The 14,262-nt window shown below is 56.0% G+C and carries 2 protein-coding genes; both read right to left on the minus strand.

Translation table 11 applies throughout. The features are described 5' to 3' along the window. Positions 1-21: 21 nt before the first annotated feature. Positions 22-7,056 carry a TcdA/TcdB pore-forming domain-containing protein gene (locus tag QMK51_RS25255; RefSeq protein WP_320392375.1) on the minus strand — a complete coding sequence of 2,345 codons (7,035 nt, stop codon included), beginning with the start codon at positions 7,054-7,056 and terminating at the stop codon, positions 22-24. A gap of 76 nt (positions 7,057-7,132) precedes the next feature. Then, positions 7,133-14,218, minus strand: coding sequence for a TcdA/TcdB pore-forming domain-containing protein (locus QMK51_RS25260; RefSeq protein WP_320392376.1), 7,086 nt, complete (start codon positions 14,216-14,218; stop codon positions 7,133-7,135). Between the last annotated feature and the right edge of the window lie 44 nt (positions 14,219-14,262).

Consider the following 14,262-nt stretch of genomic DNA (forward strand, 5'->3'; position numbering starts at 1 on the left):
ACCTCGCGCCACAGATCATCTTTAAGGGGTCAAAGGTTCCGTGACGGCCATCTTCGTCATGAGTGCCGCAAGCTGATTGTCTTCGTCTTCGATAGCCAACGCTTGCACCAAGTCATCCTGGGTAACAGTCATCGTAGCGCCATGCACCTGAAGGCGCAGCGTCACCGGGTTGTACGAGTTTGAATCGGCGAACTGATCGCGCATGATCAGCGTGTGCCCGGTGGCCGGGTCAGTCAACAGCAGCTGCCCTTCGACCCGACTGACCCACCAGGTATCCTGGGCGCCCGTCTCTACGATCAATGTGCCCGGCATCATCGAACGGCGACCATCAACCACAATGCACTCAAGCTGCTGCCAGACAGCGCTCGACAAACAGCAGCTGATCGCACTCGATCCATAACTCAAGACCAACTGACTGACGCCGTCAGGTATCAACGGCATAAGGTCCTTGAGTTCGCCCTGAAACTCCAGCGACAACACCTCGCCCTCCCGACGTGCAACGCTGCTCTCCAGCCATACGTCCCTCGAAGCGCTGTAAGTCACTTGGCTGGGCACTTCGTGGAGCAAGGCCGTTTTTTTCTGTCGAACACCCAGCAGTCGGGTTTCAAGGCCCGTATTGACCTCGCCAACCACCTGATCAATGTCCACGACGTACCATTGATACCCCGAGTGACCGCCAACCGATATAAACGCTTCGTGGGGATGCTCGCTCACCAAAGCTTTCAAGGCGTGCCTCACACCCGCATCGTAAGGATCATTCGTTCCCTGCTTCGCCAGCACCCAATCTCCCGTGACGCCGACAATACGTGCCGGCTCACCGAAGCGCATCTCGAGTTCGACGCCCTCAAGCGTTCGCCCTCGCAGACCTGTTTCATGTGCCCATACGTGAGCAAAAGACCATTGCGACCAAACCTTTTGAGGCGCAGGCAGCAGGTCCTGCCGCAGAAGCTGCTGGCCATTTTCAAAGAGTATCTGTAGTTTTTCAGGCTCAAAAAACGCTTGACGATAGAGCTGGCCAGCGGACACATCCAACAGCCAGCCCGCCTGATCATTTGGCGTCGTTGCCACTAACCGCACCACCTTTTCCGGTCCGAAGTCAGCCATTAACCATCGATGGTCGGTGTACCAGGCGCACAGCTTTGCGCCTCCCCTGCCGTTACCCAGACCAAGAATCGCAAAGCTCAACGCTTGATACTCCCTGGCAACAGCCTCAACCTCTGTCCACCACTCAAAACCAATGCCCAACGGCCCCCTGGCATCCTCCAGCCAGTCTTCCGTTATCGCGGCCAGCTGCGATCGCCCTTGGTCATCGATATCGAAATACAGCCCCTCCCTGGTCAACGCGACATAGCGCCCTTCATTGGCGACGACCTCAATCACATTGTAGAGATCGATGCGCTCGGCCTGCGCATCCACGCCAGTGACTGCCGGCCCGATATTCTGGCGATAGAGAGTGTGATTGTGCTTGTCATAGAACAGGAAGACATCGCCCGCACTCGTGGTAGGTGTCAGCAATAACGGGCTCACCGGCCCGCCTGGCCCTTCTGTCTGCGACATATCCGGGCGGATCACCAAGCCATCGGCGTCACGCACCCAAGTGCTGACCGGATCCTTCTTACCCTCAGTCAACGGTGTGATCGAGACAAACGCCGCCGGCTTATAGTCCACGACCTTCACTTGAGTCAAAGGCCACAGTTTCGAATCCTTGACCAACAGTTCGTAATCCCAAAAGAAGTTTGACCACCCCTTCATCACATCCTTGAGCAGCAGGTTGTGCTGACGTTCGGTCAGATGGCATGCGATCGCTATCAGCTTCACTTCCTCCTCGCCCAACAGGTAGATCACCTCGGCTTCACGCCCGGTGCGCTGTGTCACCTGCTGAACGATGCGGATGACTCCGTGCCCGAGGTCTTGAAACACCGAAATACTCGAACCGGGCACCGGATCCATCAGACGATAGAATCGATGGACCTGCCCAGTGACCACGTCAGAGCGCCAGATGAGCGCTTCACGGGAGCAATAAAAATACGCCTGCTCCCCCATCACCGCGCCCAGCCTGGCTTGGTTTGCCAGCGCTGGCGGCAAGTCGCGAGCGTAGATAAAACGATCACGGGCCTGCTCATAAAAAGCCGTGGTCAACTGTGGTTCTTGCGGGTCTGCGAACGGAACCGGGAAATTCTGTACCGCAGTGAATGGGCTGGCCAAACGATTGGTGCGGGCCAGTTTCCTGACCCGAGCCTGGATCGTTGCAGTGTCGACAGACGGGTCGGCCTCCAGCTCTTCGAGCAACACCTGCCGCTCTGTCCAGTCAACCCGAAACGAGTTATGCGAAGTCTGGACAATCAATTCAGGCGTACCCATGACCTGGACATCGACAGCCCCCAGTTTCAGCTGACCCTCGCCGACATCAATATCCTCTTCGCTCAACCAGAGCGCATGTAGCGTCCAGGCCATCGGACGAGATTTCTGAGCCTGTGACAAACTGACTGATCGCACACCCGGGTTGAGTGTCAATGCGCAATGGCCACCCAAACCTTCAATGCTGTAGGACAGTTTGCCGCGCAATATTTTTGGCAGTTCGGGCACCAGCAACGAACGTGGTTCCTCATCCAACAAGATGTTGATTGTTGTCTCGACTTCCACCGGATACAGATTATGCAAGATGTACTCGGAGGGAAACTTGTAAAAGGTAAACCAGAATTGGCGACCGCCTGCTGCGTCGTACTCCAGTTTCAGTGCAGTTTCAAAATGCTCGGAACGCGTGGTCGAAAACGGCAGCGCCGAATAATTGAACCCGAACCAGGTCTTGGCCACGCAAGGCAGCACGAGGGCCTGAAAGGTCGTCGGATCGGTAATCGTGGCATGCTCCGATAACCCGAAGTGCTGTCGAATATTGATGGCTTTTGAACGATCGATATTCGGTTCCGGCGGGTGCAGCGCGGAGGTATTGGCCGAGAAAATTTCCTGGCTGTCGAACGTCAATTGCTTGTTGCGCAAATCAATCTCGCGAATGACCGCGTAAGGATTCGGATAAAACACCCCCTCTCTGACCGAGTGACCGCCCGAGCGATATGCATTGTCGACGCGATTCAGGTACTGACCGATCCGCCGCCCTCGTTCCAACGTGCCGTTGAACCCTTCGACCAGTGCGCTCACACCAATGGCCAACCCGCCGAGGATCACTCCGGCCCCGCCAAGAAACGCAGCGGCCGTACTGGCACCTGCCAGTCCGGCGCCCACACCGGCCACCGACAGTGCCAACCCCGTCGAATCGAACGCCAATTGCGTGCCGTATTGCGCCTGTTGCAGATCGTCCTTGGCATTGGCCAGCAGATAGATATCGAAACCCAGAGTGGCGAGTTGCAGCACTGTGGCCAGACCGTCACGGGCAATATGCCCCAACGCGTTGACCACCACCGAGGAGGTGGTCCGGGCCACCAGTGGTGCATCGCTCAACGCCACCCGGAACAACTTGACCAGTTCCACGACGTCGAGCAGATTGCCATGCGCCAGTTGCGCGTAACTGAGGTAGCCATGCATTTGCACGGCAGTCGTCAGGCTCCGGTCTTCATTGATGTCGCTGACTTGCTCATGGGACTTGAGCGCCATCAGCAACGCCTGAACCGTAAAAGCCGCATTCAGGGTATGCACGGCGCTGACGTCGGTCGGGTCGACCTTGCCCGGTACTGACGGCTTGACCGACAGCGTCTGAAAAGTCTCCGTCAGGTAAGAGCGGATTCGCGACAGCACACTGTCAGTGCTCGACACCCTGACGGTGCGCGCGGGGTCCTTGAGATTGACCAGGCTGATTTCATACTGACCACCAGGCATTTCTCGCACACTGTCGAACACCGGCGCAAAGTCTCGCCCAAGGTTGTTTTCCGCGTGTAGACGAGCTGCACTGTTCTGAATCTGTCCTGCCCAGTAGCGAGCGTCCAGTTCGTTCAGTCCACGCCCCAGTCGGGCATTTTCCGACAACGAACGCGCCCTCAACGCGGCGTGATGCTCCCATGGTGTCACCGTCACACCGGGACTGATCGGATCATGGCTCAACAAACCCGATACATTATTGTGTGATGGCAGCGGCTGATCGGCGATAGCCGGGCCATTGAGGTCGACGACGTTGAACGTTGCGTCCATCAAGTGACTGATGTCATACAGTTTGGCCAGCTCCGGGCTGCTCAGAAATTGCTCAAGCGCGCGGTTCAGGTCCTGCGCCTGTTCAAACCCGAAAACACCGAAATTCGGATCGTAGAAGCGGTAGGCACTCGCCCCCCCATTGACGATTTTTGCGACCAGCAGGGAATGGCTTTCGGTGTTGAGCATCAAGGTGCAGGTAGACGTCCTGGTCTCTAGTGCATGCATGACCTGATCCAGCCGGGACGCACCCAACAGGATGCCCGACCGCGCCATTGGCACCGTACGCAGTTCATCGAGGGTTGTTAGAAAAGCGTGGGTTTCATTGGCGTCGGGCGAGAGGTTGGCATTGGCCAGCCTGCCGCTCAGAGCGTCCACGGCCGAGGGGCCCTTTTCAAGGGCCGCTGCCATGGCCAACACCAGTGGATAACAGCGTCTTCCGGGATCGCCTTCACCCCGAACCAGCAATCCCTGAGGCATCAACCTCCCGCTGGAAGCGCCCTTCGCAATGAAAGTTTCCAACACTGTGGCGCTGCGCTCAAAGATAAGGTGACGCAGCTCGTATTCGGCCTGGAACCTGATCCTGGCAACGTGCTCACCCCATTGTCGGACACTCATCGGCTCCGCGAAGGCCAGCACCTTGAGCACTTGCGCACTAGGGACATCCCCGTGAAACGTCGACGGCTTTTTGAAGCCGGCCTCGAACCGGGTATTTTTTTGCTTGAGCAGCGTTTGCTCGATGGCTTCATAACGCGCCGCGAGGCCACGCTCGGCGGTATTGGAGGCAAGAGCCCGAGTAGCCTTCCAGGCTTCGCCGAAACCTTGTTCGTCGAGGGTATGCGCTCCGAACAGACCACCGAGCACGACCCGTTGCAAAGGGCTCAACTGGTTCAAGGGCAGCGAACCATGTTCAATGCGGGAGAACATTTCGTTCAGGTTGCCCACCGATTGCGCCCCGTCCGACTTCGGCAGTTCGCTGACCGTTTGTGCCAGGATCTGCTGGCGCTCAGCAAAACTGATGGACAGCGGTTTGTCTAAGGTTACTTCGCCACTTAACTTGTCGTTCATCGCCCGGATGAAGCGCTCGCCCTGTTCATCGAGCAGTCGTTGCAGCACGTCAGTCAACAAAACCGGCTTGCCTTCGATGACTGGCCATCCTTGTTTGAAGGTCAGGGTCTGCCCCTTCAGCAACTCCGCAAGATTGCCGGTATATCGAGCCTTGTATTTGCCGTCGCGCCAACTCTGCTGTTCTTTCGACACCCACTCTTCATGTTCTGTGACATTGTCGACCCACCCGCTAATGGTCTCTTCTTCTGTCGCACGGTTGTATCCGGTGTCGAGTTTCAGCTGATCTTTCAGCTGCGCCATAGTGTCCGGAGCGCAGTTGGCTTGCATAAAATCGTCCATCCCCCAAATGGCAGCTCCGGGCCCGGTCAAGAGAATCGTCCCAGCGGCCTGGGGATAGATTCCGTCGCGATGGTAATTACCTATGGCGTTGAACAGTTTGGGAATATTCGGATCCCTATAGTCCAGGGGACGGTGTGTCAGCTCACTTTCCCGCTGAAGGATTTCTTGAGCGAACTGCCCGGCCAAATCGCTATCCCAATGAGCACCCGTTTCGATGATTTTCTGTTCCACATCGAGCAGCAAGTCGTAATTGCTGCGAATGCGTTTCATGATCGAATCAACCATTCCGGACTCAGGATGAGCCATGATGAAAGCGTTCATCTCTTTGTTGCCAAGCGCCGTTCCCAAACGAACACCTTCCTGTGGAACGGTCAGCCCTTTGGTCGCGGCAAAAATATCAAGCACATCAGGACTGCTTTCTGAAAACTTGACTAAAGCTTCCCGGTCTTCGACGGGTACTGACTCCACGTGACTCTTGTACCTATTCTTGTCACGCTTGGGCATCAAGGCAGGATTACCATTGAGCAACAACTGCAAGACACCCAACTTTTGACCGAAGGAATACTTGCTGATGTCTACACCGCCCAACTCTTCGACCAATGGCGGCAGATAGTCCAGGTCACTGTAAGTACCGCCCTCCAGGCTTTGCGCCTGAAGTCGAACCACATCCGAAGCGGCGGCCAGATTCCCGCGAAACGACACTTCGCGCTCATAGACGTCCCACAGAAAGTGAGAGCTGAATGCCGCGCGGGCATCGCGTACCCGAACGTGCTCCCCCGCCATCGCCAAGTGACTCTCCAGGTATCGCGCCCTCGCGGCTTCAAGCGTGACCCGATCCTGCCCATAGGCGTTGACCAACAAATCTATGCGCGCATCGTCACCTTTGCCGCCACGTTGTTGAACAGCTTTGACGTGTTCGAACATTTGCTGTCGCAGAACCACCACACGACGTTCGACAAGTTCAAACAGATCCTTGAGCCGGGTCAGTTCCGCCCCACCCGTCTCCATGGCATGCGCCTTGGCGGCTTGGGTAATAATCCGATTGGTATCAAAAGCCATCAGCGCATCAGGGTCATACCAAAGATTCAAGGTATACCCGTCTTTACTCAGCACTTGCTTCCAGATATTGAAATAGTCGCGCTGATTATCCCCGAACAGGGCGCCGCCCACCCAGACAAAGTGCAACTTTTTTGGCACAGGTTTGGCAGCACTCAACAGTTCGACTGTTGTATTTAAACGCCGCAAGTAGTCCGCCAACTTATCCTGAACTGTTTGTAGCGCGGTACTTGAACCCCTTGGACTTATTGATTCAAGTGTTTCCTTCAAAAGGCTTACTGGCGTCAGCCGGGCCTGCGGACTCGATGCTTCGACAGCACCTTCGTAGTAACGCAAGGCTGCATCATACTCCGGCACGGTTTCGAAACCATTCAACGCCGACTCCAACTCGCTGCGCTCAAACAATGTCGAAATAGCGTTAGCTTGATTAAGCGCTACAGGGGTTTTACTGTTCACTATCATTTCCTTATGAATAAAAATCGACAGCCACTCACACACTGAACAGGTTCAATGTGTGAGTAGCTTTCAGAATTTAACTTTCGACTTTTTCTACTTTTCCGACCGGCAAAAGTTTACTGAGCAATATGCTGTTCGAGGTGTCCTTTCTGGCGAGCAGTGCACTCACCAGTGTCGATACCGCAAAGGACTGATAGCCGCTCATTGCCAGAAATACATCTCCGCGCAAGGCTGGGTCCATCGCAAATACCTGACGAAAGATCAAACTGTGCCCGCTGTCGGAATCAACAATCACCAAGTGTTCATCAACCCGGTTCACCCACAACTGATCCACAACTACGATATCCCAGATCAGTTTTCCTGGGACCGAAGGCGTGTGATCAAGTGAATAGCGGCAATCGACGATGACCGATTCAAGCTTCAACCACGCCGCCCTGGTAAGCCGACTGGTTATCGAACCTTGACCTATTTTGAGAACCAGGATGCTGACATCATCGGCAATCAACGGGAGTAGGTCCTTGCCCATCTTCGGCCCTTCGACCGTTAGGACTTCGTCATTTCGCTGAATATAGACAAGGGGCCCGACCTTGTTTTCTTGCGGATAGGTGTGCAAGAAACCATCCGCGTATTCGTGCAGCATCACATTGGTTTGATTCTGAGTGCCCACCAGCGCGTATTGCGCGGCAGTGTCGATTGTCGGAATCCGGATCAACCGTCCGGTCCGGACCACGTACCATTGCAAGTAGTCAGGGTCTTTGACGCAAAGAAAGTCAGCGCATCGATGTTCGTTCGCCAGCGCCGCCAATCCGTCACGCAATTCACCTTCCAGTGCAGCGACCCAATGGCTGTCAACGCCCGTAATCCGTGCCGGTTCGTTGTGCTGTAAATCCATCTCCACGCCTTCACGAGTCGTTGCCCTCAGGCCAGCGCCTTCCACTGTCACGTCGATAAAGGTCCAGGGCGCCCACTCCTGCATGGGGGTCGGCAATGCCTCAGCCTGTAACAGCTTCGTTCCCTGGGCAAATGCCGCGTCCAAGTGGTCCGGATCGATAAAACCTTGGCGGACAATCTTGCCGGTTGAAAGATCGAACAGCCAGACGGTCTGGTTGTCCGGAGTAATACTCAGCAACCGTACTTCTTTCCCCTGCCCCAGGTCCGCGAGTAGCAGTCGATCATCAAGGTACCAGGCGCACAAACCGGCATTGCCCTGCAAGCCTGTCAAGCCCAGGATGGCAAAGCTCGACACCGGGTACTGTGTCGCCACCGTTGCGAGTGCGGACCACCATTGGGTTCGATCTTTGAGCCAGGACTCAGTCAACCCGCCCAATCGCAGATGCCCGTCCGGCATCATATTAAAGAACAGGCCGGAATCGGTCAGCGCAAGAAAGCCCTGCTCAACGGCGACAACATTTTTCAACCCCTGAGGGCCGATTCCGCTGGAGGACCATTGTGCGCGACCATTCACTATCGACCTTTGCTGTCGCACGAGTCTTCGGTCAGTTTTGTCGAAGGTGACAAACACTTCACCCTCGACCCCAGCGGGAGCGATGAGCAGAAGGTCGGCCAAAGCCTTGATCGAGTCTGTCCATCCCCGCAAACGGTGACGCCTGGCCGGTGCACGAATGGTCAAGCCGTCACTGTCCCGGACCCAGATCAGATCTCGACGCTTGTCATCCAGCTGCCAACAAATCGATACCAGTGCACCGGGACGCCAGTTCACGGTATTCGTTGATTCTCTCGGCAATATATAATCGCCCAGCACCTGCTTCCAGTCAGTCAGCCTGTCCGCGTCCAGAACTGGCTGGAGTGCGGGAACCAGACCCAGGGTGATCGAACTTAGCCACACCGCACGGTCATGGATCAGGTAGGTCAGTTCATCATGCTGACCGTCCTTTCGAATGAACTGCTGCACGACCTGGACAGCACCATGGGCCGTCACCTCGCATCGGATAATGGTCGCTTTGCCCTGCGGTATGAGTAGACGATAGCTCTGAACCAGCGTGCCGGTGGTTGCGTCGACCTGCCAGACATCAAAACTCTCAGGGTGATAGAAGTAGGCAAAGTCCTCCGCCACTGCTCCCAATATGGCCTCATCGGCCAATATCACTTTCGAATCGCGTATATACAGAAAGCGATCCCGAGCCGAGTCGTAATACGCGGCCACCGTCCTGGGCTCATCCGGCTTTTCGAATGGAACGACAAACTCATGAACGGGGGTATATGGCATGGCCAGTCGATGCTCAAGGGCCAGTGACTTGAAATGATCCAGCAACGCTTGCTCCCCGAGCGCCGGATCCGCATCTTCTTCGACCACCTCCAACCGCAGGGCAACAAGATCAACGCGCATGATCTTGTTGCCAGCTAGCTTGAGCAATACATCGTGAGCGCCATTGCCACTGAATTTCACATCCAAGGTGTTTGAAACAAGTCGACCCGCGGCTTCTATCCGGATGTCTGCCTCCGCCAGCCAGGGAGCCAGCAGCACCCAGCGCATCGCATTATGACCCGGCGCATTGAGTTCGAGGCTCACACCCGGGTTGAGTAGTACAGAACATTGAGCGCCCGCCCCTTCTATCCGGTAGGAAACCATGCCGTGCCACATCTTCGGCAGCACGGGCACCACCAGAGAGCGCTCGATGTTGTCGAGACGAACGTTGAAAACCGTTGGCTTGTATACGGGGTTCAACCGGTTGACCACGTACTCACCGGGAAATGAGTAGAACGAAAACAGGAACTGCCATTGCCCCTGTTCGTTCTTTTTCTCCAGCCGACGTGCCGTGTCGAATCCACCGGCATGACGAAACGTGACAAACGGCAGCAACTTGTATTCGTAGCCGTACCACGTCTTGGGTGTGCAAGGCAGAACGATCGTTTGCCCTGCCTGCGGTGAGAAAGGTGCCGAGCCGGGCAATTCAAGACCCTGGCGAATATCGGTGGCGCGAGCGTAATCCACGTCGAAATCCGGAACCCCAAAATGGTCCCGAAGCGGAAACAGCTTCGGGCTGTCGAAACGGACAGTGGATGCGTGCAAATCCAACTCGGCGAATACCAGCGATGGATGTGCAATCCAGGCATTCGACGCCTTATCCAGGTGATAGCCGCCTTGCAGATAAGCCTTTTCCAGCCCATCAAAAAACAGCGCGACCTCCTTGGCCTCCTCCGCAATGGTGGCAAAACCTTCGGCCAGCGCAGCAACGCCCACCGCCAACCCGCCCAGAATCACCCCGCCGCCTCCCAATACCGCAGCAACCGTACCCGCACCTGCAAGTGCGGCACCCAGGCCTGCAGCGGCCAATACCACGCTGGCGGAGTCGAACGCCAACTGCGTCCCGAACTGTGCCTTTTCAATGTCATTGGCTGCGTGGCTCAATTGGTAAATATCAAAGCCGACATTCACCAGTCCCAACACCGTACCCACCCCTTCGTTGGCAATATGCCCCAAGGCTCTTTGCACGAGTGGCGCGCTGGTTCTGGCGATCAGCTTTTCATCGTCCAGTGCCTGGCGAACCAGTTTTACAATGCCAATGACATCCACGACATTGCCATGGGCAAGCTGGGCATAGTTCACATAAGCATGCAGGCGAATAGCGGTGGTCAGCGCATTGTCACCACCACTTGCCGCGCCTTCATGATGTCGCAGCGCGTTCATCAAAGCCTGTATGGTGAAACCGGCATTGAGCGTATGGACACTGCCCGCATCAGTCGGATTGAACTCGGAGACTGGCGACCGTTGTTTGCTGGCCAACGTCTCGAAAAGCCCGGAGAGAAACGCCTTTATCCTGAGAAACCGGTGATCATCACTCGTGACATGCGCCATGGTCTGCTCAACCTTGGGGTCGACCAGACTGATCTTGTATTCCCCGCTCGGCGTAACCTCCAACGTCTCGAACAACGGGACGGCATCCGCCGATAATTGGTGCTGGGTCTGCAACTGCCTTGTCGCCTGGGCGATCTGTTCTCCCCACCAGTGAGCATCCAACTCCAGCAAAGAGCTGCCCAGCGCTACATTGCTCACCAGCGATCGCCCACGGGCACTGGCCACGCGTTGTCGAACCCGTGACAGCGTTTGTTCAGGCAAAGCGCCGGGTTTGGACAAGCTTGACACTTCGATACCGGACGCCAGCACCATCTTGTTCAGGCTGACGCCGTCGAGCTCGATCAGATCGAAGGTCGGCCTCTGCGCATCGCCAAAGGCTGCGTAATGCCTGGCCATCTGCTTACTGACGAAAAAGTGCGTCAATGCATCATTGAACGCCAGGGGTGTAACAAACTCGCAGATTCCGAAGTTCGGGTCGTAAAGAAGATAAATGCTGCGCTCGCCTTCGAAGACTTTCGCCACCAGCATCGAGTGGTTGTCCGAGTTGAGCATCATGGTAGTAGTGGCTGTTTTCTCTTCCAGCATCGCTACGATCTGAGTCAGTTCAGAGCGCATCAATGGCTTGCCGATGTCATCGACAGGGGCATCACGCAGCTCTTCGATCATGTTCACAAACACCCTTGAATCACTGGCCTCAGGCTCAGTGACGGCCAGGTAAAAGCGCTCCCGCAATGTGTTTGCCGCATTGTTGCCTTTATGAAGAGCAGCAGCCATGGCCAGCGCCAATGGGTAGCAGCGCCCGGCGACCCGGTCGCCCGCGCCTTCGAGCAACAAGTCCTGTGGCACCATTTTGAAACTGCCTTGATCGAAGCTCGCCAGCACTTCTCCCATTTGCTCGCTGATCCGGTCGCGGTATTCGAGTTTCGCCACGCGCTGAATTTTAGCGACCTGCTTGCCCCACTGGCGCAAAGTCAGCGGTTGTTCCAGTGCATCTTTCTTCAGTCCCAAGGCGGTTTCGGAATACGTCGGTGGCTGATCGACAGGGCTTACAAGCCCGGCCAGAAAAGCCGGAGCCTGGCGCTGGTACAGCGCGTACTCGATCACCGAGTAACGGCCCGCCGTCCCCAGTTCGCGGAGGTTGCTGGCCAGCTTCTCCAACTGCGGGCGAGCCGCATCAAGGCTGCGATTATCCAGGGTTTGCGCGCCGGTCAAGGCACCGAGCAACAGACGTTGCAAGGGGCTCAACTGAGCGACTTCGACACTACCCTTGGCGAGTCGACTCAAGAGTTCATCAAGCGACAACTGTTGCGTCTGCGGATCGCTCAATGATGCAGGGGGCAGTGTCCTGGCACTTTGGGCGCGGATCGACTGACGCTCATCGAAGCTCAGTGAGACAGCCTTGTCGAAGGTCACCGCACCGTTATGGCGGCGATTCATCATGCGCATGAACGGTTCACCCAACTCATCAGCCAGATGCTGCAACAGGTCGGTGGACAATACATGGCGCCCCTCGATCACCGGCCAGCCTTCATCGAAATCAATGCTCTGGTGCTTGAGCAGTTCTGCCATGTTTCCTTTGTAATGGGCTTTCAATTCGCCGTCGGTCCAGCGCTTTTTTTCCGCTTCGAGCCAAGCCTCCATGTTCTCAGCGTTTTCTTTCCACGAGTGGTCCCTATCCTCCTCCGTTGCGTTGTTGAACCCTGTGTGCAAACGTACGGCATCCCGAAATGCATCAGCGCCACCCGGCGTCAAAAGCTTGCTTTCGTAGTCCACTAGACCGGCCCGCACAGCCCCCGGCCCCGTCAAGAATATCGAGCCCTGAGCTTGGGGACGGATGCCGTCACTGAAGTAATCGCCTATCCCCCTGCACAAGTCACTGGCCCGAAAATCATCGCCGCCGGCTTTTTGATCGAAGATATCGAATTCGTCCCTGAGCACTTCCTCCGTTAACCTATAAATGCTATTGCCATCGTGGTATTTGATTTTGCGCTTGTCGGCCTGAAGTTCAACTGCCAGCAGTACACGCTGGTGGGTCTCGAAGCGCTCAATGATGGCTTCCAGCGCGGCCGACCCTGGATGGCTAATAATCAGCGCATTGGACTCGCCGTTGTCGATCATCGCCAACCGCAAACTGTCGGGCTGAACATCGCGATCCTTGAGTGGAGCAAACACCTGTTCTAACGCAGGCGCACTTTTGGCAAACCGCTCCAGGGCATCGCGGTGCGTCGCAGGGATTCGCCCGATATAGTTGGTATAGCGACTGCGCAAATTCTGGCGGTTCGGCATCCAGTGAGGATTGTGGTCCAGTAACAGCTGCAAAATACCGAGCCGTGCGTCGAACTCCAGTTCGTTAATTGCAATGCCTGCCAGTTTCTGAACAAGCGGCGGCAAGAAATCCACGTCGTTGTAGATTCCACCTTCGCCGTATTCCACCAGTACCCGCACAATGTCCGAGGCCGCCGCGAGATTGCCGCGCAAAGACATTTCACGGTTATAAAAACCTCCCAGCCGAGAGAATGCCTGGAGCTCATGAACATCGCGCAACCGGATGTGTCCATCATTGAGGCTGGCCATGACTTGAGCGTTTTTATCCCGCAGGGTCTGCAGGATTGCCTCGTCCTGACCATAGCCGCGAACCAGTAAGTCCATGCGCGCCTGATCAGCACTCTTACCGAGTTCGATCGCCTGATTGATGTGCCTGTACATCTGGCGCTTCAACGCCGTGGCTCGTTCTTCATAAAGATCGGCCAAATCATGGCCGGAGGTAACCTTTTGCCCTTCACCGGACAACACATCAGCCTTTGCCGCCTCGACAATGATTCGGTTGGTTTCGTGTACCAGCAACCCATCACTGTCATACCAGACATTCAGCCCGTAGCCATCCTTGGCCATCACCTGCTTCCAAATGTTGATGTAGTCGCGCTGAATCTCCCCGACGCCGCCCCCAAGCCAGACAAAATGCAGATTTTTCGGCACTTCGGTGACGGGTAACTTAAGCTGTTCAAGGCCGTTGTGCAGGCGTGCCTCGAAACCCTCCACTCTGTTGTAGATGTCCGCCAAATCAGGAGCCCCGGCAACGCCAGGACTCGTTGGCGGTTCCGACGCGGCGGCGCGGCGGCTCCGGCCACCGCCCTCCAAGGCCCCCAACGCTTGCTTGAGCAGCCCCAACGGCTCCAACAGTTGTGGAGAGTCCTGCATACCGATACAACCGGAGTAATATCGGAACACCGCATCGTATTGATCGGTGCCCTTGTGCGATATCAAGACCTGTTCAAGGTCCTCACGTTTAAACAGATCCACAAAATTGACGTAGCCATCCGCAATCGAGAACTTAGACTCGCTCATAAACAACACTTCCATTTATCGTATATAAATAGCCGGGATCGACT

The organism is Pseudomonas sp. P9_31, from assembly GCF_034008235.1.
In the GTDB taxonomy this organism is placed as follows: domain Bacteria; phylum Pseudomonadota; class Gammaproteobacteria; order Pseudomonadales; family Pseudomonadaceae; genus Aquipseudomonas.

What these genes read in the sequence shown, in the direction of transcription:
- QMK51_RS25260 (WP_320392376.1), bottom strand. Translation starts at nt 14,218, where the DNA reads ATGAGCGAGTCTAAGTTCTCGATTGCGGATGGCTACGTCAATTTTGTG.